20 protein-coding genes and 1 pseudogene are annotated in these 23,616 nt (G+C 36.0%); 11 read left to right on the top strand and 10 right to left on the bottom strand.

What is annotated here, in order from left to right:
- Window positions 1-15 precede the first annotated feature (15 nt).
- A complete protein-coding gene (locus MHH42_RS03525) occupies window positions 16-1,737 on the top strand; it encodes a DUF2339 domain-containing protein (protein ID WP_070174237.1) in 1,722 nt (573 codons plus the stop codon).
- Window positions 1,738-1,772: 35 nt separating this feature from the next.
- On the opposite strand, the gene MHH42_RS03530 is transcribed toward MHH42_RS03525, so the two are convergent.
- Both MHH42_RS03530 and MHH42_RS03535 read right to left on the bottom strand, forming a co-directional pair.
- Window positions 1,773-3,320 carry a DNA-binding protein gene (locus tag MHH42_RS03530; RefSeq protein ID WP_000791528.1) on the bottom strand — a complete coding sequence of 516 codons (1,548 nt, stop codon included), beginning with the start codon at window positions 3,318-3,320 and terminating at the stop codon, window positions 1,773-1,775.
- Between the two features lie 181 nt (window positions 3,321-3,501).
- Window positions 3,502-4,893 (bottom strand): amino acid permease, encoded by a 1,392-nt coding sequence (locus MHH42_RS03535; protein WP_001164887.1) that lies wholly within the window; start codon window positions 4,891-4,893, stop codon window positions 3,502-3,504.
- A 266-nt stretch (window positions 4,894-5,159) separates the two neighbouring features.
- Between MHH42_RS03535 and MHH42_RS03540 the strand changes: the two genes are divergently transcribed.
- The 3 genes from MHH42_RS03540 (at window position 5,160) to MHH42_RS03550 (ending at window position 7,272) form a co-directional block, all read left to right on the top strand.
- On the top strand, window positions 5,160-6,452 hold the full coding sequence (locus tag MHH42_RS03540; RefSeq protein ID WP_000487216.1) for an NCS2 family permease: 1,293 nt from the start codon (window positions 5,160-5,162) through the stop codon (window positions 6,450-6,452).
- A 186-nt stretch (window positions 6,453-6,638) separates the two neighbouring features.
- Window positions 6,639-6,839: a helix-turn-helix transcriptional regulator gene (locus MHH42_RS03545; RefSeq protein ID WP_000301176.1), complete on the top strand. Its 201-nt coding sequence runs from the start codon at window positions 6,639-6,641 to the stop codon at window positions 6,837-6,839.
- Window positions 6,840-6,843: 4 nt separating this feature from the next.
- Complete coding sequence (locus tag MHH42_RS03550) at window positions 6,844-7,272, top strand: hypothetical protein (RefSeq protein WP_001223560.1); 429 nt, start codon at window positions 6,844-6,846, stop codon at window positions 7,270-7,272.
- 107 nt (window positions 7,273-7,379) lie between these two features.
- Here MHH42_RS03550 and MHH42_RS03555 read toward each other — a convergent pair.
- The 8 genes and pseudogenes from MHH42_RS03555 to MHH42_RS03590 form a co-directional block, all read right to left on the bottom strand.
- Window positions 7,380-7,750 (bottom strand): annotated as a pseudogene (locus MHH42_RS03555) (GNAT family N-acetyltransferase).
- 14 nt (window positions 7,751-7,764) lie between these two features.
- Window positions 7,765-8,022, bottom strand: a complete 258-nt coding sequence (locus tag MHH42_RS03560) for a DUF4022 family protein (protein ID WP_000926990.1) — start codon at window positions 8,020-8,022, stop codon at window positions 7,765-7,767.
- Window positions 8,023-8,074: 52 nt separating this feature from the next.
- Window positions 8,075-9,904, bottom strand: coding sequence for a monovalent cation:proton antiporter family protein (locus MHH42_RS03565; RefSeq protein ID WP_000399997.1), 1,830 nt, complete (start codon window positions 9,902-9,904; stop codon window positions 8,075-8,077).
- Between the two features lie 222 nt (window positions 9,905-10,126).
- Complete coding sequence (gene qoxD / locus MHH42_RS03570) at window positions 10,127-10,438, bottom strand: cytochrome aa3 quinol oxidase subunit IV (protein WP_000531386.1); 312 nt, start codon at window positions 10,436-10,438, stop codon at window positions 10,127-10,129.
- Window positions 10,439-11,041, bottom strand: coding sequence for a cytochrome aa3 quinol oxidase subunit III (qoxC, locus tag MHH42_RS03575; RefSeq protein WP_000729314.1), 603 nt, complete (start codon window positions 11,039-11,041; stop codon window positions 10,439-10,441).
- Window positions 11,042-11,054: 13 nt separating this feature from the next.
- Window positions 11,055-12,989, bottom strand: coding sequence for a cytochrome aa3 quinol oxidase subunit I (gene qoxB, locus MHH42_RS03580; protein ID WP_000762376.1), 1,935 nt, complete (start codon window positions 12,987-12,989; stop codon window positions 11,055-11,057).
- Window positions 12,990-13,022: 33 nt separating this feature from the next.
- Entirely contained in the window at window positions 13,023-13,898 is an 876-nt protein-coding gene (locus tag MHH42_RS03585) for a cytochrome aa3 quinol oxidase subunit II (RefSeq protein ID WP_001176160.1), read from the bottom strand.
- 282 nt (window positions 13,899-14,180) lie between these two features.
- On the bottom strand, window positions 14,181-15,596 hold the full coding sequence (locus MHH42_RS03590) for an amino acid permease (protein ID WP_001076086.1): 1,416 nt from the start codon (window positions 15,594-15,596) through the stop codon (window positions 14,181-14,183).
- 377 nt (window positions 15,597-15,973) lie between these two features.
- Between MHH42_RS03590 and MHH42_RS03595 the strand changes: the two genes are divergently transcribed.
- The 7 genes from MHH42_RS03595 to MHH42_RS03625 all read left to right on the top strand — a co-directional run bounded on the left by MHH42_RS03595 (window position 15,974) and on the right by MHH42_RS03625 (window position 23,515).
- The gene (locus MHH42_RS03595; RefSeq protein WP_000734495.1) at window positions 15,974-16,684 is read left to right on the top strand and encodes a C39 family peptidase; all 711 of its coding nucleotides are present in this window, start codon (window positions 15,974-15,976) and stop codon (window positions 16,682-16,684) included.
- 132 nt (window positions 16,685-16,816) lie between these two features.
- A complete protein-coding gene (locus MHH42_RS03600; RefSeq protein ID WP_070174244.1) occupies window positions 16,817-17,992 on the top strand; it encodes an amidohydrolase in 1,176 nt (391 codons plus the stop codon).
- 1 nt (window position 17,993) lies between these two features.
- Window positions 17,994-18,191 (top strand): DUF3311 domain-containing protein, encoded by a 198-nt coding sequence (locus MHH42_RS03605; protein WP_000719867.1) that lies wholly within the window; start codon window positions 17,994-17,996, stop codon window positions 18,189-18,191.
- Window positions 18,188-19,660, top strand: coding sequence for a sodium:solute symporter family protein (locus MHH42_RS03610; protein ID WP_000125691.1), 1,473 nt, complete (start codon window positions 18,188-18,190; stop codon window positions 19,658-19,660). Before MHH42_RS03605 ends, MHH42_RS03610 begins: the two co-directional genes overlap by 4 nt.
- Before the next feature lie 101 nt (window positions 19,661-19,761).
- Window positions 19,762-21,240, top strand: a complete 1,479-nt coding sequence (gene gerLA / locus MHH42_RS03615; RefSeq protein WP_098643559.1) for a spore germination protein GerLA — start codon at window positions 19,762-19,764, stop codon at window positions 21,238-21,240.
- Complete coding sequence (gerLB, locus tag MHH42_RS03620; RefSeq protein WP_000801990.1) at window positions 21,241-22,365, top strand: spore germination protein GerLB; 1,125 nt, start codon at window positions 21,241-21,243, stop codon at window positions 22,363-22,365. It begins immediately after the preceding gene.
- Entirely contained in the window at window positions 22,349-23,515 is a 1,167-nt protein-coding gene (locus tag MHH42_RS03625) for a Ger(x)C family spore germination protein (RefSeq protein ID WP_016107567.1), read from the top strand. Before gerLB ends, MHH42_RS03625 begins: the two co-directional genes overlap by 17 nt.
- Window positions 23,516-23,616: the final 101 nt, after the last annotated feature.

A 23,616-nucleotide genomic window follows, 5' to 3' on the forward strand; every position in this document is an offset into this window, starting at 1 on the left:
GTGAGGGGGGAGCATATGAAGGAAGATTTGAATAAGAAAATAGAAGCACTCGAAACTACAATTGAAACGATGCAAGAAGCACTTTTTGAGTTGAAAGCAAAACAAAGGGAAATAGAAGTAGAAAACGCTCAGCAACATGTTAGTAAGGAAAAGAAAGTATATATCGAAACGATAATAGATGAAAAATTACAAGAAGATGTAGTAAAGATCAAAGAGCCCGTGCAAAAAGTTGAGGAAAAACAAGTAAATATATCTGCTTTTAAACCGGAACCATTCAATATTATTAAGTTTTGCCAAACATGGTTGCCGCGTATATTTGTCGGTATTATGCTACTTGGGGTTATTTGGTTATTTAAAGCAGGGGTAGATGCTGGTTTATTAACACCAGCGATACGAATTGTGTTTGGTATCGCCTTATCTATCGGTTTGTATTATATAGGGGATATTCAAATTAAACGAGAGCGGCAAGCGTTAGGGTTAGTATTAGCTGGAGGAAGTATTACAGGCATTGTTTTAACGACGTTTGCGGCACATTATTTATATGGATTTATTCCAGCAAGTATTGCGTTTATCTGTAATATTGTATGGGTTATTTTAGGGATTTATTTAGCGAAAAAGTATCAATCGGAATACCTTACTATCTTCGTAGCGGTCGGAGCTTTCTTCGTTCCGTTCTTGTTAAATAGTACGACTCCGAATCCTTATATTTTCTTTGGATATGAGACGATATTAACACTTAGTTTATTATGGTATGCGTTGAAAAATCGTTATAAGTACTTATATATGATTTCTTATGTTGTTGCTGCCATTGTCCTGTTTGTCTTCTTTGCTGCTATGTCGATATTAGTAGAGAATTTGCAAATACAGTTAACGATTGTATATGGTGTAATTCATTTGCTGTTATTTTGGCATATGTTTTCAGAGAGAGAGTTTATACAAGAAGCAAGAGTAGCGATATTTAGTACAAATGCCGTTTTCTTTATTTTATCTATTGCAAAAATACCTGATTTTACTACGTGGGGATTGGTCATAAGTGCACTCGTGCATACTGTTATGTTTGTACTTGAATATAGGAAGAATAAACAGTCTATATTTGCAAATCTCTTATTTGGTTTTGCAATGGGGTCATTTAGTTTAGCGATTTTATATGAGTACAGTTTAGTGAATGCAGCAATTGTATTATTGTTACAAGGTTTTCTCGGTATGGTTACTTCTATTAAAGCAAAACAACAAATTAAACTGTATGTAAGTGCCACTATTTATGCGATTGGAATGGTACAGACGATTTTTAGCCCGTTTGATCATTTTGTTTCAGCTGGGTTTGTTGCTCATATTATTTTAATAGGTACATTTTATTATTGCATGAAACGAGCGAAAGATGTATTAACGAGTTTTGGAAAATATGTTTATTCTATAGCTCTCTATTGGTTCATGGTCATTGTATTTATTACAATTACTAGAGTTGGCGAAGTTCTTTCTACAGATGGAAGTATAATAAGCGTATCAGTATCGTTATTATGGATGGTATATGCATTATTTGCAGTTTGGCTTGGACGGAATAAAAATATGAATGAAATATTGTATGCTGGCTTAGTTGTTTTAGTAGTAACGATAGGAAAGTTATTCCTTCTAGACTTACCAGAAGTTTCAATGATGATCAGGGCAGTGTTATTCTTAATTGTAGGTAGTATAGGTATCGTCATTTCCAGAATGTTTTTCTCAAAAGAAGAGAAATGAGAAGAAGGCAATCCGCATGTGGATTGCCTTTTCTTTTACTTCTTATTAATCGTTACAGCTTCATTATATTTAGCAGTTGTATTTTGGCGTAGACGAAGTGTTGCTTGTCCAGTTGTATTTGAATCAAGTTGTACGTTCACAATTTTTTCAGCGGAACCAAAGCTGTTTGTTGTGAATGAGAAGGCGCTACTATATCCGAAAGTAGATGGCCAAGTGCCGTTTGTATTTTGGACTTTTGCTACCTGTGTTCCGCCAGTCGTGAAGATACCTAAAGAATAGTTATTATAAGTTGTATTAGGTAATAAGTTGTTTACTTGAATCTTTATTTGGAACACTTCATTGTTTGGTAGAATGCTAGGGCGTGTAATCACATAATCGTTTGCTGTTACGGCGCCGTTATATCCGTATGAACCAGGTTTAAATGTATTTGTATTAAACCATTGATAACCAGCGTTTGGTGCACTCCAAGGTTCTGGTTGTGGCTCTGTTGATAAGCTTGGTTGTTCAAATGTTTGTAAAGCAGTAGGTGAATCAAGTTGTAAACCGTTTACTTGATCTAAGCTTGTAAATGTCTCTTGTTTCGATAGCCAATTTACGATATTTTCTAGTAAAACAGCATCGTTTTCTTCTTTATAACCATCGTAAGTTTTCTTTGTTTGGCCAGAATCTTCACGAACGTATTTTGGCGTAGCATCTTCAACAGGAGAAGAGTCACCGATAAAGGCAGCTTTTCCAAGTCCTACTTTTGCAATTGCAGCATATGGACCCTCTGCAACGCCACCGCCGTTATAAACACCACTATCAACAGCGTTATTCCATTTTGATGGGTTTTCTGGAAGATAAACAAGTCCTTTTGCTAGTTTTGGATTTGTAATTGCTAGAGTAGAACCAGCATGCATTGCTACCGATGAAACACCTTGTGTAATTCCGAATGATTGTTCAGGCGAAACAATGTTTTTAGCTGAAACATCACCAAGTGCATTGTAACGGAAGCGAATACCAAAATTATTAGATAGCCAATCGGAACTTTCTACTCCTTGCATAGCTTGTGAGTTTGCTTCTTCGTTAGACATTCCTTTTGCGGGATTTTCCCAAGCACCGCGTCTATATCCATTAAATACTTCAGAAGAGTCCCAGCGATTTTTATTACGATCTGCATTATAATGATCGGCAATGAAGAAGATACTGCCGCCATTTTTTACATATTGTAACATTGCATCTTGTTCAGATTTTTTGTAAGGAATATTTGCCTCTGGAACGATAAACACGTTGTAATTTTTTAAGTCTTCGTATGTAATAGGTGTTGATTTACGAAGTTCTTTTACATGATATCCATTTTGGGCAATGCCGTTTCCGAAATCAGAAAAGCCGCCATCAATAACCCAGTCAGCTGTCCCTGCAGTTTGACCGTGCGTATTATCAAATAATACTTTCTTCCCATTGTTTTGATTTACAACCTTTGCAGCAATTTCAGGAGCTGGGTCTACAGAGCTTTCGGCATAAGTAGACGGTATGAACGAACTCCCCATACTAAGTGTAATTGCTGTTGCTAAAGAAAATGTAATCCATTTTTTATTCTTCATAGAAGAATCCCCCTAATAATAAATATATGTGCTTTAATAATGTAATTTATTTTTCTGAAAAAATAAAGACAGAAAACGTAAAAAATATTAAAAAATTGTAAAAATACCGTGAATTTTGTTGAGAAATATTTATATAGACAATAAAAAACCCCTTCCAATTAATAAGGAAGGGATAAATTGTTTAACTAATCTTTGAAGTAGGTGTTTCATCAATCTTATGAAACCCTTTCATGTAATACACGATAGCTAAGCCAATAAGCCAAATTGGGCCAACGATTAATGCAATTCGTGTATCTTCTGAATACGCCATTATACATAGTACAAGTGCAAGGAAGCCAAGTGAGAAGTAAGAGCTTAATGGATGTAAAGGCATTTTATACGTTAGCTTGTCTTTTTTCTCAGTTGATAATCCTTTACGGAATTTAATTTGAGCGACTAATATAATTCCCCAGGTCCAAATTGCCCCGAAAGTTGAAATACTAGTTAACCATGTAAACACCTTTGCAGGCACAAGGTAGTTTAATATAACACCAACAAGTAAAACGATAGCCGTTGCTACAATTCCTTGACTTGGAATCCCATTTTTATTTAAACGACCGAATCTTTCAGGAGCTTTCTTTTGTTGTGCCAATGTAAATAGCATACGCCCTGTACTAAATAAACCACCGTTACAAGAAGAAAGTGCAGCTGTTAATACGACAAAGTTAATAATACCTGCTGCTTTTGCAATGCCGATTTGTTGGAATGTTAATACGAATGGACTTCCTTTCTCACCAAGTTCGTTCCATGGATAAATTGCCATCATAACGAATAATGCCCCGACGTAAAAGATTAGGATTCTCCAAAATACGTTATCGATAGCTTTTGCGAGTGTTTTCTTCGGGTTTTGAGCTTCACCAGCTGTAACACCAATTAGTTCAACGCCTAAATAAGCGAATAATACCATTTGTAAGGAGAGTAGTAATCCGGAAAATCCATTTGGGAACCAGCCACCATGTGACCAAAGATTTGAAATACCAGTAGCGATACCACCATTTCCGAATCCGAATAAAATAATGCCAGCTCCAACTACTATCATACAGATAATTGTGACAATTTTAATGAGAGCAAACCAAAACTCAAGTTCTCCAAATACTTTTACTGATAAGAAGTTGAAAGCGCTCATTAATAATAGAGCGAGTAGTGCCCAAGTCCAGCGCGGGATATCTGGGAACCAGTACTGCATGTAAATTCCAGCCGCCGTAATTTCAGCCATACAAGTAACAACCCATAAGAACCAGTAGTTCCAACCAGTAATATAGCCAGCAAGTGGGCCGATATAATCATTAGCGTATTTACTAAAAGAACCGGCAACCGGTTGTTCAATTGCCATTTCTCCGAGCGCTCGCATAATGAAAAAAATAACGAGTCCAGCGATCATATAACCTAGTAAGATGGAAGGACCAGCTAGTTTAATAGCAGAAGCAGATCCTAAAAATAGTCCAACGCCAATAGCTGAACCGAGTGACATTAAAGTAATATGTCGTTCTTTTAAACCTCGATTTAAAGTTCCAGATTTGTTTGTGTGCTGCATAAGAAGAATCCCCCTTGTAGAATGAGCTACCTAAATATTTAACTATTTCAAATTATAAAACATTTCTATCTGTTATGCTACAAAAATAATCATAAAAGAACTGTACTACATCTGAAGTTGTCAGACTTAAACTTAAAATTCTCACTATTAGAGAATATATTGACTTTTCTTTTTATTGATTGTTAAGATTAAGTATTATATTTTCTCACATACTAGTAAGAAAAGAATGTGTGATAATAATTCAGATGTAGGAAGGGTACATAAGCATGTTTCAATTACAACAATATAACACTTCTGTGAAGCAAGAGCTTTTAGCTGGCATCACAACTTTTTTTACATTTGCGTATATTCTTGTCATCAATCCGAAAATATTATCTGATGCAGGTGTACCATTTGATCAAGCTTTTACGGCAACTATTATTGCGACAGTTATTGGGACGCTATGTATGTCGTTTTTAGCTAACTATCCAATTGTTATTGCTCCAGCTATGGGGATGAATGCATATTTTGCTTATTCTGTTGTTCAACAGGCAGAGGGGATTACATATGTCATTGCGTTTTCGGCAGTATTTGTAACAGGTATTATTTTTCTTTTATTATCTTTCACTTCATTTAGGCAAAAGTTAATTGTCGCAATTCCTGATAGTTTAAAGCATGCAATTGCAGGTGGAATTGGACTATTTATTGCTTTTATTGGATTACGTCTATCTGGAATTATCGTTGATCATCCATCTAATTTAGTTACGATTGGTGATTTTCATTCACCAGCCGTTATTTTAACTTTAATTGGTTTAATTTTAGCTGCGGTATTAATGGTATTACGTGTGAGTGGTGCATTATTTATTAGTATGATTGTGACAGGAATTATCGCCTTCTTTACGGGGCAACTGAAGTTTGAGGATAAAATTGTAGCGATGCCTCATTTACCAGAGGGTATTATCGTTTCAAATCCAATCAATGCCTTTTCAGATGTAATTCAGTATGGATTATATGGTGTTGTATTTTCATTTTTACTTGTACTTTTATTTGATACGACAGGTGCATTACTCGGTTTAATTAAACAAGCAGGTTTAATTACAGATAATACAGAGAAACGTTTTGGTAAAGCGTTTATTGCAGATGCGATTGGCGGAACGACAGGTTCTATCTTTGGTACAAGCCCAACAGCAGCGACAATTGAATCGTCAGCTGGTATTGCTGCGGGTGGTAAAACGGGATTAACAGGTATTGTAGTTGTTGGACTAACAATTATAACGGCATTTTTCAGTCCTGTAATTGCATCTTTATCAAGTGTAGCTGCTATTACAGCTCCTTCATTAATTATTGTCGGTAGTTTAATGGCACAAAGTATTCGTGATATTAATTGGGATGAGTTTGAAGATGCATTACCAGCATTTTTAATTTTTGTAGGTATTCCGTTAACGTCTAGTATTGCGAATGGAATTGCAATCGGATTTTTAGTGTATCCGGTCTTAAAGATTGTGAAAGGGAAAGGGATGGAAGTACATCCGTTACTATACTTATTTACAATTTTATTTGGATGTCATTTATTCTTATAATATAGATATAGAAGAGGGGCTTCTTATGAGAGGCTCCTTTTTTGTGTATAATAAAGTGAAACTATAATTAGTGAGGGGTTTATTACCCGCAAATAGCGGGGGAAAGTGAAAATTAAATTAATTACGCAAAATATAAATTACTTAATGGAATATATATATTACAATTAAGGTAGAGGAGGAACATGAATGGCTGTAAGTAAAATAAAAGTCGCGCGTGTTCAGTTAGATTTAACACAGCAAAAATTAGCAGAAAAAGTAGGCGTTACAAGGCAAACGATTAGTTTAATTGAGAAGGGGAAATACAACCCGTCTTTAGATTTATGTTTGAAAATTTGTTATGCGGTAGATAAAACATTAAATGATTTATTTTGGGAGGAAGAGGAGTGAGGGGATGAGAATCGTGAAAGATGAACGTTTAATGATTGAGGGGCTAAAACATATTAGACTCGTTTTCATCTTACAAAATATCGTCATACTAGGTATTGTTTTTTATCGCTATGTTTTGCAAGGTGCAGGATATGAAAGTATTTCGGATTTATTAATGGTATTTATGTGCGGGATAATAGGTATTAACTTTTTAAACTTAAAAAATTCGGTGCAAGTGTATGAGCATACGGGCGGAGTATCACGCAGCTATTTTATGAAACTATTATTCATTCCGGTAGGTATTATTATTGGGATTTTAGCTATTTGTATCATTGTAACACCAGATATTTCGATAAAGGAAATTAGTATGACAGGACTTATTATGGTTGCTTGTTTTTTAGTTCCTAGTTTGTTTATATACATATATATGAAAAAAATAAAAAGTGAAGATTGAAATATAAGAAAAGCTTTCCCGTATTGCGGAAAGCTTTTCTTATATCTTTTTATATACAATACTTTATGAAGGCCAATCGGTTCAATTTCAAAGATTACACCATGTTCCTAGAAGCCTAAGCGCTTGTAATAGTCAGTTACAGTAATTCGGCCATTACACCATAAAATATTTGCTTTACGCTCTTGCAAGACTTGTTACGCTTTTTGAATTAAGGAGCTTCCAGCGTGTTTGTTTCGAAAGTTAGGTAATGTTGCCATTCCACGTAGTCGATAATGAACACCTGTTGGTAAGTCAGGGTATATTTTTTTGAGAAGGAAGCGATACTAATCGGTTCATCGCTTAGAAAAGCACCTAAGTGAAAGGTATCTGCTTCGTAGTCGGAAGAGTATTTACAATCTGTTACTGTTTGATTCGGGTGTAAAAATTTTTGACGTAATACGCAAGTTTCAGATGCATCAATACATTTCACGGTAATTATATTAACATCCTTCCTTATAAGCCTTTTTCTGTTAGTTGTATAAAGAAATAGGCAGGTGCAGCGAAAAGTCCGAGTATGCTAGCGGTTCCAAGAAGGAGCGAAAGCAAGAGACAAGTATATTTGACGCCAGTTGATTTTTTCCAGCCGTAACTACAAATTTCAATGCTAACACCGATGAGAATAATAGCAACGAGTACTTCCGCTAATAATAATAGAGCTAAAGTTACAATAGACATAATGTGATCCATCCCCATAATATGTGATAGTAACATTTTACCATATAGAATGAAAAAAAATGCCCCTCAATTATGTGAGGGGCATTTTCTATTCTAATATGTTTTTTAGTGTATTAATATGTTCTTTTGAACCTGTTACAAGCAGTGTGTCACCATGTTGTAACCTCGTATCACCATGCGGTATTAATGCTTTATTACCTCGGTAAATTTGGATGACAAGTACATCACCTAAAAATGGAAGGCGACGAAGCTCGATGCCGTTATATTTATTGCTACGTAGTTCAACTTCACGTACTGTTTCGTTCGCTGTTGTAATTAAACGAACGAGACTCGGTTTATCGATAAGAGCACGTAATAAAATCCGTGTAGAGTTAATAGTCGAGAATACAGCGATATGTTCTTGTGTTGCTTTTTCTTGTAGAAGTGGATCTTCTACACTTGCAATGACATGTTCAACACCTAGTTCTTTCGCATGTTCTGCTAATAATAAGTTTTGTTCATCATCGCTTGTTGCAACGACAACGCGATCTGCATCAAATGCTGTTCGTTCAGTTAATGATTCAATTGTAATATCATCTAATTTCACGATAGGGAAGTCATGTGATTTCGCTTCCTCATCATTTATTTTATTTTGGCGCATCATATATAGCGTTACATCATAGTCTTCTCGTTTTAAATCAAGTGATAATGGAAGAGTAATTCTGCTCGCGCCAATAATAGATACTTTCGGTTTTGGTGTTTCCACTTTTGGGAACATCTTTTTAAATAATATAGGTGCAAAAATGCAAGTAATAACTGCACTTAAAATAAGAGAAGCGGATAAACTTGGGCTGATGATTCCTAGTTTTTCACCAATTTGTGCCGCCGCAATAACTAAGGAAAGTGTTGATGTTAATAAGATGGCACTTCCGAGTACGATATTACGCGGATACCATTTACGTAGGACGAGTGATGGTAAAAGTTTTGAAATAAAGAGTCCTACAATTAAAATTGGGATCATTAGCATACTAGAAGGTTCTTTAAAAATAGACCAGACTTCTAGATTTACACCAACCATTACGAAGAAAATAGGAATGAAGAAACCGTATCCGATGGAATCAAGTTTTTCAACCATATCTTCATTTGGTGATAATAACGATACGAGTACACCTGCTAAGAAGGCACCTAAAATATTTTCTGCACCAACAGATTCAGATAACCCTACTAAAATTAAGATAAGTGCAAAAACAGCTCGAGTATCAATTTGTACACTACCAGCTTTTAAGCTATCTAAATATGGGATGTTTTTGAAGCGTTTTGCAATAAAGTAAATGATGATACCTGCTCCGAATAGAAGGAGTAGGAGCCACATGCTTTGGCCGCTTTCAGAATTTAATCCGACAAATACAGCGAGTAAAATCATTGTAACTAAGTCTGCAATAACAGCGACTAATAAAATGATTTGTCCGATTGCGGTTTTTCCTAAGTTATTCTCTTTTAATGTTGGTACGACAACACCTAAAGAAATAGTTGAAATAATTAAAGTCATGAACATTGCATTATCTACAAATCCTAGCCATACGAATAGTAATGATAGGGCATAAGATAAGATGAAAATAAACAAGAAAATAATGCTTGCTGCTTGGAATGTGTTCGGTTCGTTTTTCGTACTTTTTTTCCCTTTTTGTTTAAAAATAGAAAAGTCAATTTCTAACCCGCTTAAAAACATGAGGAAGATAAATCCTAGTGTTGATAAAACTTGGAGCCACATATCTGGCTCAATAATATTAAACCCACTTTTACCTACAAAGATTCCTGCGATGATCTCTGCAACAACGACAGGAAGTGCTTTTAATTTAAAGCGTTGTAACAAAAGGGGAACGAAAAACGCGATTGCAACTACAACCATAAGTGATAGAACAGAAGTATGATGTTCCATTGCGTTCTCTCCCTTCAAATAAATATAGTACCTATTTAGCCATATAATAGGTAGAAAATCAACGCATATGGATTCGATTTCATAAAGAAAGAGTTTTCTTAACATTTGTCATAATAAGTATATTTTTCATGATTCTGCTGTTAATGCCGTAATGTGGATGTAATAGGGGAGGGGGAATAAAAAAAGACTGCTGAGGAATCTCAGCAGTCTTTTTCATGTACATTACATTGAGAAGAAGATCCATACAGTTAAACCAACTGTTGCAGTTGCAACGAAGAAACTGTATATCATTGTAAGAATTTGGACTCTTCCTTCTCCTTCTTTTAAATGCATGAACATAATTAATTGTAATAAAGCTTGCGCAACAGCCATTATGATAATAGTTGTTAAGACTGTTGAAAGTGGCAATGTTGTGTAAAGTGCCACGTATAACGCTAGAAACGTTAGTGCAAGCGATAAAATAAATCCGAAAACGTGTGACCAAGGGAATCCGCTATGCGCATGCCCGTTTGCTTGGTTGTTATTTTGACCCATTTACGCCACCATCCCGTTCAAGTAAACTAGTGTGTAAATAAAGACCCAAACAAGATCAAGGAAATGCCAGTATAAGCTGATAATGAATACTTTACGAGCTGTAACTGGTGTTAAACCTCGTTTTAAAATTTGGATAATAACACAAGTTGCCCAAATGATACCACCTGTTACGTGGGCACCATGCGTTCCAAGAAGAACGAAGAATGCAGATAGGAACGCACTTGTTTGAATTGTTGCGCCTTCACCGATGTACATAATGAACTCTTCGATTTCAAAGAATAGGAAACCTGCACCTAAAAGTAATGTAAGGATGAACCATCCAAGCATTGCTTTTTGGTTGTGCTTACGCATTTCGTGAATTACGATACCACATGTGAAACTACTTGTTAAAAGTAGTAATGTTTGAATTAAAAGCGTTTTAAGTTCAAACAGTTGTGCTGGAGTTGGGCCATCTGCCGTACGACCAGCAAGGACTAGATAAGAGGCGAAAAGTGTTGCGAACAGCATAATTTCAGCCCCAAGAAAAATCCAGAATCCTAGGATATTCAATCTGCTTTGTTCGGATTGATATTCCAAAGGTAAGCTTTTATCTAAAGCCGCCATGTCATTTCACCTCTCATGCTATATGTTCTGTTTCTTTAATTTCATCAACACTTACGTAGTAACCATCGTCGTAATCGAATGAACGATAGATTAAGCAAGCTAAAATACCAACGCCGCCGATTGCTGCAAGCCAGAACCAGCTAAATACTAATGCGAAACCTGCAAGACCGAAGAATAAAGACGCAATAATAGGCACACCAGAGTTACTTGGCATGTGAATTGGTTTTAAATCTTCTGCTGCTGGTGTAACTGTTTCTCCGCGTTTTTTCATGTACCAGAAAGCATCAGCTTCTTTAATTTCAGGAAGCTTCGCGAAGTTGTAATGTTGTACAGGAGATTGAGTTGCCCATTCAAGTGTACGACCATCCCATGGATCTCCAGTTGTGTCACGTTCACCGTGACGTGCACTCCAAATTACGTTGTAGCAAAGAAGTAGGAAGCCGATACCCATCATTACCGCACCAACAGATGCGATTTGGTTTAGCCATCCCCATCCAAGACTTTCAGAGTAAGTGTACATACGACGAGTCATACCGTCTAAACCTAAGAAGTACATTGGGAAGAAACAGATGTTGAATCCGCTCATAAAGATCCAGAATGTCCATTTACCCAGGCGTTCATTTAACATATGACCAGTCATTTTTGGATACCAGAATGTGAATCCAGCAAGCATAGCGAATACTGTACCTGCAATTAATACGTAGTGGAAGTGAGCAATTAGGAAGTAGCTGTTATGGTATTGATAATCAGCTGCCGCCATTCCAAGCATAACCCCTGTAACCCCACCGACTACGAAGTTTGGAATAAATGCCAATGACCAAAGCATTGGAACTGTAAAACGAATACGTCCTTTATACAGTGTAAACAACCAGTTAAAGATCTTAACCCCGGTTGGAATCGAAATCGCCATTGTCGAAATCGAGAAGAATGAGTTAACCGCTGGACCTGCACCCATCGTGAAGAAGTGGTGAAGCCATACGACGAAACTTAGTAAAGAAATTGCAACCATTGAGTATACCATCGCACTGTAACCGAATAGACGTTTACGTGAGAATGTACTAATGATTTCAGAGAAAATACCGAATGCCGGTAAAATAACGATATATACTTCAGGGTGACCCCATACCCAGAACAGGTTGGCCCATAACATCGGCATACCGCCGCTCGCCATCGTAAAGAAGTGAGCATCGAATAGACGGTCAAATGTCATTAATGCAAGAGCAACTGTTAATACTGGGAAAGCGAAAATAATGATAATTGTTGTAATTAAGATTGACCAAGTAAACATTGGCATTCTCATTAAAGTCATACCAGGTGTACGCATTTTTAAGATAGTAACAAGGAAGTTAATACCGGTCATTAGCGTACCGAGACCTGAAATCTGTAATGCAATTGCGTAGTAGTTGTTTCCTACACCAGAAGTAAACTCTGTACCTGCCATTGGGAAGTAAGAAGTCCACCCAGCGTCTGGAGAACCACCGATTACGAAAGCGATGTTAAATAACATTGCTCCGACAAAGAATAACCAGAAACTTAAAGCATTTAAGAACGGATATGCAACGTCACGAGCACCAATTTGTAATGGTACTACAAGGTTCATTAATCCCATAACGAATGGCATCGCCATGAAAAGAATCATAACTGTACCGTGTGTTGTAAAGATTCCGTTATAGTGTTCAGCGTTTAAATAAGTTGTTTCTGGGAATGTTAATTGTGCACGGATCATTAAACCATCCATACCACCACGGAATAACATGATAACCGCAGAAATAATATACATGGCTCCGATTTTTTTATGGTCAACAGTTGTCAACCATTCATCCCAAAGCCACTTCCATTTTTTATACTTTGTTAGTACGAAAATGATTGCTAATGTCACAAGAACGATAGAAGCGTCTGCACCGTAAATAATCGGGTCACCTGTGACAAAGAATTCATCAAGCTTCACTGTGTTCACTCCAATCTGTTGGAATAATAGCTATTATTTTTTGTTTTTGTAGTAGTTGTAATCACAATATTCAAGTGATTTTGGATCTACATAACTTAAGTGATGACTAGAGAATGTCATACGACCAACTACACCAGGTTTAACAATTTCGTTGTACTTATCTTCTGTTAGTTTAGGAGCAGTTTGTTGTACTTCTTTTACCCACTTGTCATACTTTTCTTTTGTTTTTGCTTCAACTTCGAACTCCATGTGAGTGAATCCTTCACCAGAGAAGTTCGCGCTACGGCCTAGGTAAGAACCTGGCTTGTCAGCTTGTAAATAAAGATCCATAATCATGCCATCCATTGTGTACTTCATACCACCAAGTTCTGGTACCCAGAAAGCATTCATTGGGCCGACAGAAGTCAGTTTGAATTGAATTGGTACACCAGCTGGGATGTTTAAATAGTTAACGGTTTCAATTTTTTCCTCTGGGTAACTGAATAACCATTTCCAGTTTGCAGATGTAACATAAATTTCAACTGGTTTAATATGTTTGGACTCTTCCGGAACCTCTTCCGAAGCATAAGTTGCTTTTACTGTTGGGATCGATAATGCGATAACGATAATAACAGGAACAAGCGTCCAAATAATTTCTAATAATGTGTTACCGTGTTGTTCAGGTGGCTCGTAGTCCATATTCTCTGGTTTTTCACGATAACGAATCAAGATGACTGTAAACAGGATGAATACAATTGCGATAATTAATGACATAAGCAAGAATGACCAAACAATTAAATCATACTGTGCTTTTGCAACAGGTCCTTGCGGATTTAATACTGCGAGTTTCTTATCACAGCCACCGAGGAACAGAAGTAATGATAACGGAAGAAGCGAAGCCAACTTCCAAAATGCTTTCTTTAGTTGCACGATTGAAAATCTCCTTTCTCCTTGGATTGAAACTATGCCAATAAAACAATATAAACCTATTAATTTATAGAAGGCAATAGTTTTTGAGATATTGTTAAAAAATAGACACAAATGCACACTTTTTAAGGTGAATATCATTTGTAACTTGATTATATTGTAAACTATTTTCCAGAAAAAAACGTGATTGTGAAAATTTTAAGATAAATAAAGTTATACCAAGATATCCAATAAATAGAAAAAAGCTATCTTATTATAAGAAAGATAGCTGAATATTTTGTATATTTAGTTTATTCCCTGAGTTATACTTTTTTTCTGTTCAAATGTGACAACTTTTTTATATTTAACTTGGTATAAAATGTAGCAAATAATCATAAATGGAATTCCGCAATAAAGAGCAATTCTCTGATCTGGAATGAAAGCTAAACTAACAAATGTAATAAAGTTGAGTGAGAACGCTACGATTGGAACTACTGGATAGAGCGGTGTACGATATTTTAAGTCATTTATGTCGCCGCCATTTTTTACGAAATTTCTACGGAAGAAAAACTGTGAAGCCGCGATTGACATCCAAACGACAACGGCGGCCATTGCTGCAATAGATGTTAAAACTAGAAAGACAGTATCTGCCGCAAACACGCTTGTTAATAAAGAAAGGCTTGCAAAAATAAGACTGAAAATGAGTGCATTCAGTGGTACCCCTTTTTTAGTTAACTTCGTAAAAGCTGGACTTGCCATTCCTTGTTTTGCCATCGCCCAAAGCATACGAGAATTTGCGTATAAACCAGAATTAGCTACGGATAATACGGCTGTAATAATAACAAAGTTCATAATGTCTGCTGCATATGGAACACCAGCTACATCAAATACAAGTACAAATGGACTTTCGACTAGATTAGCCTCTTGCCATGGGAGTAACCCTACAACAACTGATATTGCTAGGACGAAGAAGAATAGAGTTCGCCAAATTGTGTTTTTAATTGCTTTTGGAATTGTTTTTTCAGGATTTTCACTTTCTCCTGAAGCAATTCCGATTAATTCTGTTCCTTGGAAGGAGTAATTTACTGTAATCATTGTAAGAAGAACAGCTAATGCACCATTTGGAAATAGACCGCCATTTTCAGTGAAATTGTGAAGCATTGGAGCGGGTTTTCCGTTAAAGTCTAGTAGACCAAACATAACTGCACCACCAAGTACGACAAAAATAACAATTGTTGCAACTTTTACACTTGCGAACCAAAATTCTGTTTCTGCATATGCCTTTGCTGATAGAGCGTTCACAAGAAAAAGTGCTGCTGCAAATGTAACGCACCAAATCCACGAAGAAACGTCTGGAAACCATCGTTTCATTAAAATACTTACAGTTGTTAACTCTACTCCAACTGTAACAGCCCAATTTAACCAATACATCCAACCGACAACAAATCCAAAACCAGGTGAAATAAATTTGCTTGCATAGCTTTGGAACGAACCTGCTTCTGGCATAGCAACGGATAATTCACCAAGACATAACATCGTTAAATACATAACAAATCCACCGACTAAAAATGCAAGAATTGCACCACCAGGTCCAGCGTTATGGACGATTTGACCAGATCCCATAAATAGTCCAGTTCCAATAACGCCACCAAGTGCGATCATAAATAAGTGTCTACTTTTCATTGTACGTTTTAAATTTGTTTGTTCTACTTGTTGATTCATATGCCCCTCACCCCGTTATTTTCTTGTATGTATTAACTGGTTTTCATTCTGAGTGTTTAATCATTAGCGGGGGATGTGACACATACTCAATTTATTTGTTATGAAATGAATGGAGTATGTAAAAAACGAACTATGACTAAATACTCTAAGAATGTTTATTAACAAGGTTATATCTTCACTATGTTAATAATTTCGATTTTAGCAAAATGTTCCGAAAAAGTATATTGTTTTTTCTTTTTATTAAAAATAATTAGAATTTTATAACTATATAAATGTGAATAATAATTCACAGAATCTTTCTAGCAAACTAGTTAGAAGAAGGGTACAATGATAAGAGTTGTGTCTGTAAAATAATAATTAATGGAGTTTTGTTTATAATGAAAAAGTTAAAATATCTTTTTGTTTTTGGGATTATACTTGCGACCGCGTTTTTTATAGGGAAAGATAAAATTATACAAAAGGCGCAAGTGCTACGCTTAGATTTTCTATCTGAAATGAAAGAATCAGCTATGATTGAAGATGTTCCATTTATAAAACAATTACCAGAATTACCTCGTGGATGTGAAGTGACAAGTTTGGCTATGTTACTGCAATATAAAGGTGTACAAGTAGATAAGATGCAGCTTGCTAGCGAAATCCATCGTGTTCCATTTGAACAAAATGGTTTGCGTGGAAATCCTTATGAGGGATTCGTTGGAAACATTTATACGAAGGCTGAACCTGGATATGGTGTATATAATCAACCAATCTTTAATTTAGCAGAAAAATATGTTCCTGAAAAAGTAATTAATTTAACAGGTAGAGACATGCAAGATATATATAAAGTAATTAGTTCTGGATCTCCAGTATGGGTCATTATTAATACAACGTTTAAGCCACTAGCTGAAAGTAGTTTTGAAACATGGAATACGAGTTCAGGTGAAGTGAAAATTACATATTATGAGCATAGTGCAGTAGTAATTGGATATGATCAAAACTTTGTATATGTAAATGATCCTCTTAAAAACAATCCACGTTTGGCTGTTCCACGAGCGGAATTTGAGAAAGCTTGGGAGCAAATGGGAAAACAAGCAATTACTATTTTGTAATAAGGAAAAAGTCATCTTTTAGATGGCTTTTTATTTTTAAGTCTATAAAACGGAAAATTTAGAATATTCTTTTAAAAGTTAATAATTCGCGTTATAATAACATTTAACTTGGTGAAGAAGGAGAGAAGAGAAATGGATGTTGCAAAGGAACTTGTTTTGTCAAAAAATCAGTTGGTTGAGTGGAGAAGGCATTTTCATAAGTATCCAGAGTTATCTTTTCAAGAAGAGAAAACATCGCAGTTTGTGTTCGACATACTTCAAAAAATCCCATATTTAGAAGTGTCACGACCGACTCAATATAGTGTGATGGCAAAGTTAGTAGGTAAACAGCCCGGTAAAACAATTGCGGTCCGGGCTGATATGGATGCTCTTCCTATTCATGAAGAAAATGATTTTGATTTTATTTCGATATATCAAGGTGTGATGCATGCATGTGGTCATGATGGACATATGGCGATATTACTTGGTGTGGTACATAAGTTAGTAGAGGAAAGAGAGAAGGTTAAAGGGGAGATTCGTTTTCTATTCCAACATGCAGAAGAAAATTTTCCTGGTGGCGCAGAGGAAATGGTTGCAGCGGGGGTAATGGAAGGTGTGGATTATATTATTGGTGCTCACCTGTGGGCGTCGTTAGAGGTTGGTAAAATAGGTGTAATTTATGGTGCGGCAATGGCTGCGCCGGATGTTTTTAAAATTACGATTGAGGGCAAGGGTGGGCATGCTGGAATCCCTCATGAAACTATTGATAGTATTGCAATCGGTACACAAGTTGTTTCACAACTTCAGCAAATTGTATCTCGCCTCACGAATCCGTTAGATTCTCTCGTAGTATCTGTTACGCAATTTCATGCCGGAACAACCCATAATGTGATTCCAGAACAAGCGGAAATTGAAGGGACAGTGCGGAGTTTAAGGCATGAGTTGAGAGAAGAAACAGAGGGGAAGATTGAACGGATTGTAAAGTATATTACAGAATCTTACGGAGCGAAATATACATTTTCTTATGAATATGGATACCGACCAGTTGTAAATGATTATGAAGTTACAGAGCTTATTGAACGCACGGCATTGCAACTTTATGGACGAGACAGGATTGTTCGTTTACAACCAACGATGGCTGGAGAAGATTTTTCAGCATTTTTACAAAAGGCACCAGGGACATTCTTTTTTATCGGAGCAGGAAATAAAGAGAAGGGAATTATATATCCTCATCACCATCCTCGTTTTACGATTGACGAAGATGCACTGCCGATTGGCGTGGAAGTGTTTGTATCATCCATTATGAATTTCATAAATAAAGGAGAATGAGATGAAGAAAATACACGTGCTAGCACTTATTCCCGTTCTTTGTTTAGTAGTTGGACCAGTATTTGCAAATTCGGTCACTCCTTACGTACTAGGGATGCCATTTTTATTATTTTGGGTATTATTATCGGTGCTTATTACCTCTCTTTGTATGGGGGTTGTGTACGTATTCGATCCTGCTAATAAGGGGGATATGGAATGACAGCATTATTTATCATTATTTTATTCTTATTTCTAGCGCTATTTTTAGGTATTCGGGCGCAGCGTGGAAAAGATATGAATTTAGAGCAATGGTCAGTTGGAGGAAGAGGATTTGGAACGATTTTCGTATTTCTCCTTATGGCAGGCGAAATTTATACGACATTCACATTTTTAGGAGGAAGTGGATGGGCGTATAGTAAAGGAGCGCCTACTTTTTATATTTTAGGTTATGGCGCACTAGCTTATATTTTATCGTATTTCTTATTACCGCCAATTTGGAAATATGCAAAAGAACATAACCTTGTTTCACAGCCAGATTTTTTTGCGAAGAAATATAGAAGTAAAGCGCTTGGATTGATTGTTTCAATTGTTGGTGTTGTTTCCATCATCCCATATCTTGTTTTACAGTTGAAGGGATTGGGGATTATCGTTTCAGAAGCTTCTTATGGAAGGGTATCACCTGTTGTTGCAGTATGGATTGGCGCTATTGTTATAACTATATATGTAATGGTTTCAGGTATACATGGATCAGCTTGGACAGCCGCTTTGAAGGACATTATGATCCTGTTTATTGTTATGTTTTTAGGTATATATTTACCGTATCATTATTACGGAGGGTTTCAGCCAATGTTCGAAGCTGTAGAAGCTGCGAAACCAGGATTTTTATCTTTACCTGAAGAAGGGATGAGTATTTCTTGGTTTGTTTCTACTATTATATTAACGGCCCTAGGTTTTTATATGTGGCCTCATACATTTGCTTCTGCTTTCTCTGCTAAAAATGAAAAAGTATTTCGTAAAAATGCGGCAATTATGCCATTGTACTCTTTAGTTTTACTTTTCGTATTTTTTGCAGGGTTTGCTGCTATCCTGCAAGTTCCTGGATTAAAGGGAGCAGATGTAGATCTTTCATTATTCCGTCTTGCTTTACAAACTTTTGATCCTTGGTTTATTGGAATTATTGGTAGTGCTGGGGTATTAACGGCATTAGTTCCAGCATCCATGCTTGTTATGGCCGCGTCTACATTGTTAGCGAAAAATATTTACCGAACGATGATCCCATCTGCTTCAGATAGACAAGTGGCTAAAGTAGCAAAATTATTTGTGCCTGTAGTAACGTTTATAGCAGTTTTATTTACATTTAAAGGAGGAGAAACAATAGGAGCTCTCCTTTTAATGGGATACAGTATTGTAACGCAACTTTTTCCTGCACTTGTATGTAGTTTGTTTCCACGTCAAATTATTACGAAGCAAGGGGCGATTGCAGGAATGGCGATTGGTCTGTTAGTTGTTGCATATATTACTTTATCTGGTTCTACTATAGCTACGATGTTTCCGAGTTTCCCGCAGTATATAAAAGATTTAAACGTAGGTATAATCGCATTATTAATGAATATGATTGTGATGTTTGTAGTGAGTGGGATTACGAAAAGAGTATCTATAAAAACAGACAATATAATAGTAGAAAAATAACCTGTGCACGAGAGCTATCTTTGAAAAGAGATAGCTCTTTTTTGTATATATTTTCTTCTATTAGCGGAATCTAACTAAAAACTTGTTGAAAAGGAAGTTAGGTGGGGGAATTGTTAGAGTTAGAAGGTAACTTGTTTGAAGTTATGGAGAAAATAAGAGATGAGTTAGGTTCACCTAATGATTTAACAATTAGAGAAGTTGCTCTTGCTGGCAGTTTAACGCGCTGCGCTGTTATTTTTTTATGTGGGTTAACAGATAAGGATAATGTTTATAAATATGTAGTTCGTACGCTTCAATATGAAGAAATACAAAAAGAAGCAGCTATTGTTCAAACGTTATTGGATCGCTTTATTTCTATCGCAGAAGTCGGTATGAAAACAACATTTCCGGATATTATAAATGCGATTTTAGCGGGAGATACAGTTATATTAATTGATAATATTCAAACGGCTATTGTTGTTAACAGTAGAGCTTGGGAGAAAAGAAGTCTAGAGCCTCCAGTGACAGAAGATTTAATACGTGGACCAAGAGTTGGGTTAAATGAAGATATTAATGTAAATAAAATGTTAATTCGCCGTGGTTTACGTGATCCGAAGTTACGGTTTCAATCTTATATTATGGGGAAACGATCGCAGAAAGAAGTAACCTTAGTATATATAGAAGATATTATTAACCCGTATATTGTAAAAGAACTAGATCGGCGTCTTCAATCCATAGTGACAGATGTCATTTTTGAGACGGGAACGATTGAGCAATTAATTCAAGATAATAATTTGTCACCCTTTCCGCAGTTTTTAAATACGGAAAGGCCTGATAATATTGTGGCTTCATTAGCGAAAGGAAAGGCGGCTATTTTGGTGGATGGATCACCGTTTGCTCTTATAGCTCCACTTGTATTTGTTGATATTTTTCAATCTGTCGAAGATCATTATGAGCGCTGGGTGATTGGAACGTTATTGAGAGTTTTACGGATGGTTTCTGGTATAATGGCAGTTTTGCTACCAGCTATGTATGTAGCACTTGTATCATATCATCAAGGGCTTATCCCATCTAAACTAGCTTATTCTATTGCGGGAGCCAGAGAAGGGGTACCATTTCCGGCATATATTGAAACATTAATGATGGCATTAACGATGGAGTTAATACGAGAAGCGGGAATTAGATTGCCAAAACCGATGGGACAAACAATTGGGATTGTAGGCGGTCTTGTAATTGGGGAAGCGGCGGTGAATGCAGGAATTGTAAACCCGTTCTTAGTTATTATTATTGCAGTTACTGCAATTGCTACATTTTCACTGCCTGTATATAGCATTACAATTACGTTTCGCATTTTACTTTTTGTTTTTGTATTAGCAGCAACTGCTTTTGGATTGTACGGAATCATTTTAGCTCTTATTTCACTTGCGATTCATATTACGAATTTAAAGAGTGTTGGTATTCCTTATACAACGCCTATTGCTCCTGCATTTTATAAAGATTGGAAAGAAGAACTTATTCGTATGCCAAAATCGATGTTGAAAGAGAGACCGGAATATTTGCAAACAAAAGATTCTACAATACGTCCAAAGGAGCGAAAATAATTGAAACCATTTGAGTATGGCGATGAAGAGATTGGATCTCGGGAAATTGGGTTTGCGGTATCGTCAACCATTATTGGTATAGGGGCATTGTCTATGCCGAGAGATATTGCTGATCAAACTTTATTTTCGGACGGTTGGATTATTTTACTTTTGGGTGGATTGATATGTGCGGTTTTAGGTTGGTTTGTAACGAGGGTAGCTATTTTATTCCCAAAACAAAACTTTGTTCAATATACGAGTGCGCATTTGACGAAACCTGTTGCATACACAATTAGTAGCATCTTAGTATTAACATTTGCAGCTTTGACAGCATATGAATCGCGAATGATTGCGGTTATTTCACAAACATATTTATTTAGTGATACACCAATACAGCTATTGTCTTTCTTCTTCTTATTAGTTGTTATTTATGGAGTAGCTGGATCGAGAGCGGCTTTATTAAGGTTAAATGTTCTATTCTTGCCAATTGTTTTAATTGCGATAGTGCTTCTTTCTTTATTGAATGTGAACTTAATGGAAATAGATAATTTATTACCGGCTTTTCAAACGAATGTCAGTCAATATGCTGTAGGAGTTAAAAATTCTATTTTTACATTCATCGGATTTGAGGTAGCTCTGTTTTATGCTGTGTTGTTGAACGATAAAACAGCGAAAAAAGCGCCAATGGCAGTTGCAAAAGCGGTGATGGTGAACGTATTGTCATACATTTTAATTTATGTAACTTGTATTAGTGTTTTTACATATATGACAACACGTGGATTGACATATCCAACAATTGAACTAGGAAAAGAAATTGAAATTGGCGGAGGGTTTTTAGAAAGATTTGATGCAATTTTTTTTACTACTTGGATTATTACTATTTATAACACGACAGCAATGTATTATGACGTCGCATCTTTATTATTTTGTGCTATGTTTCCGAAAGTGAAGAAGCATATTTTCATTTTTGTAAGTGCCCCGATTATTTTTATGGTGAATATGATACCTAGTAATTTGAAGAAATTGTCAAGTTATGGGACTTATTTAGCTTGGATAGATATGGGGTTTGTCGTGTTAGCGCCTTTGTTAGTTTTTATTGTATATAAAATAAAAAGAAGGAATGGTAAAAATGAAACACCTTCTTAAAATAATAATGGTTATGGTTTTAGCTGGATCTATAAGTGGGTGCTCTGAGTTAGAAGAAATAGAAGAAAGAGGATTTGTAGTAGGTGCAGCTTACGATATTGTAAAGGCAAAGAAAGCAAATCCAATTATGAAAGGGACGTATCAGATGGTACTCCCCAGTAAATTGTCGCAACAAGGTGGACAAGGTGATGGAGATGGCGAAAATTATATTAATGTTAGTGCGAAAGCAGATAGTGTCTTTGAGCAAATCCGAATTATCGCCAAAAAAATTAGTCGTTCATTATTCTTTCCGCATATACAAGTGATTATTTTTTCTAAAGATTTACTAGCGAATCCATATGTTTTGCAAAATACGTTAGATGTATATATTCGCGATCATGAAATGAGAAGGAATATTCGTTTGTTCGTTTCGAAGAAAAATGCAGAAGCTATTTTAAAGCAGAGTGCCAAGCCTGAAAATTTGCCAGCGCAGTATATCGATATGTTAGCTGAACATCCTCCGAAAAATGCCCAAATGATTGAGGCTGCAAGAATTGGTGAAGTCCAGGAAAAGATGATTTCCAATCGGAGTTTTGTATTACCTATTCTCGAACTAACAAAACAAGGGGTACAAATGAACGGGGCAGCGTTGTTTCGCGGGAAGGATAATAAGTGTGTAGGTATTTTGGGTGGGGAAGAAACATTAGGAATGAATTATATAATAGGTAAAAAAATTGGAGGCTTTTTTACCATTCGTAAAAAGGATCAACTTATTACATATGAAATTCATAAGCTGCGTCGGAAAATTAAAGTATCTACAACGAATGCTACAAAACCAAAGTTTGATATTCACATATATCTGGAAGGCACATTGGCGGAGTTGCACTTTAGTGATCATAAAAAAGTTTTGAATGAAAAGCGTTTAGAGAAGGATATTTCGGAGAAAATGGAGAAACGCATCCAAAAATCGATTAAGCTTGTTCAAAAAAAATATAAGGTAGATGTATTAGAATTAGGGGAAGTGTATAAGAGACATAATTATAAAGAGTGGAAAAAAATAAGTAAGAATTGGGATCAAGGTCAGAATTATTTTAGTGATGCTGAAATTACTGTTCATGTTCATCCGATAATTGAACATTCAGGCTCAGCTTTACCGAAGAGAGTGAAATAAGGTGATGAAAGTTGTTTACTGGATTAGGAATTAGTTGCACGATATTAATGGCGGTTCTTCCGGGAACCATATACTTCATCCATAAAAAACTCACAACGTAT

The organism is Bacillus sp. FSL L8-0099, assembly GCF_038006385.1.
GTDB classification, from domain to species: Bacteria; Bacillota; Bacilli; order Bacillales; family Bacillaceae_G; genus Bacillus_A; species Bacillus_A toyonensis.

What these genes read in the sequence shown, in the direction of transcription:
- MHH42_RS03525 (WP_070174237.1), top strand. Translation starts at nt 16, where the DNA reads ATGAAGGAAGATTTGAATAAGAAAATAGAAGCACTCGAAACTACAATT.
- MHH42_RS03530 (WP_000791528.1), bottom strand. Translation starts at nt 3,320, where the DNA reads ATGAAGAATAAAAAATGGATTACATTTTCTTTAGCAACAGCAATTACA.
- MHH42_RS03535 (WP_001164887.1), bottom strand. Translation starts at nt 4,893, where the DNA reads ATGCAGCACACAAACAAATCTGGAACTTTAAATCGAGGTTTAAAAGAA.
- MHH42_RS03540 (WP_000487216.1), top strand. Translation starts at nt 5,160, where the DNA reads ATGTTTCAATTACAACAATATAACACTTCTGTGAAGCAAGAGCTTTTA.
- MHH42_RS03545 (WP_000301176.1), top strand. Translation starts at nt 6,639, where the DNA reads ATGGCTGTAAGTAAAATAAAAGTCGCGCGTGTTCAGTTAGATTTAACA.
- MHH42_RS03550 (WP_001223560.1), top strand. Translation starts at nt 6,844, where the DNA reads ATGAGAATCGTGAAAGATGAACGTTTAATGATTGAGGGGCTAAAACAT.
- MHH42_RS03560 (WP_000926990.1), bottom strand. Translation starts at nt 8,022, where the DNA reads ATGTTACTATCACATATTATGGGGATGGATCACATTATGTCTATTGTA.
- MHH42_RS03565 (WP_000399997.1), bottom strand. Translation starts at nt 9,904, where the DNA reads ATGGAACATCATACTTCTGTTCTATCACTTATGGTTGTAGTTGCAATC.
- qoxD (WP_000531386.1), bottom strand. Translation starts at nt 10,438, where the DNA reads ATGGGTCAAAATAACAACCAAGCAAACGGGCATGCGCATAGCGGATTC.
- qoxC (WP_000729314.1), bottom strand. Translation starts at nt 11,041, where the DNA reads ATGGCGGCTTTAGATAAAAGCTTACCTTTGGAATATCAATCCGAACAA.
- MHH42_RS03590 (WP_001076086.1), bottom strand. Translation starts at nt 15,596, where the DNA reads ATGAATCAACAAGTAGAACAAACAAATTTAAAACGTACAATGAAAAGT.
- MHH42_RS03595 (WP_000734495.1), top strand. Translation starts at nt 15,974, where the DNA reads ATGAAAAAGTTAAAATATCTTTTTGTTTTTGGGATTATACTTGCGACC.
- MHH42_RS03600 (WP_070174244.1), top strand. Translation starts at nt 16,817, where the DNA reads ATGGATGTTGCAAAGGAACTTGTTTTGTCAAAAAATCAGTTGGTTGAG.
- MHH42_RS03605 (WP_000719867.1), top strand. Translation starts at nt 17,994, where the DNA reads ATGAAGAAAATACACGTGCTAGCACTTATTCCCGTTCTTTGTTTAGTA.
- MHH42_RS03610 (WP_000125691.1), top strand. Translation starts at nt 18,188, where the DNA reads ATGACAGCATTATTTATCATTATTTTATTCTTATTTCTAGCGCTATTT.
- MHH42_RS03625 (WP_016107567.1), top strand. Translation starts at nt 22,349, where the DNA reads ATGAAACACCTTCTTAAAATAATAATGGTTATGGTTTTAGCTGGATCT.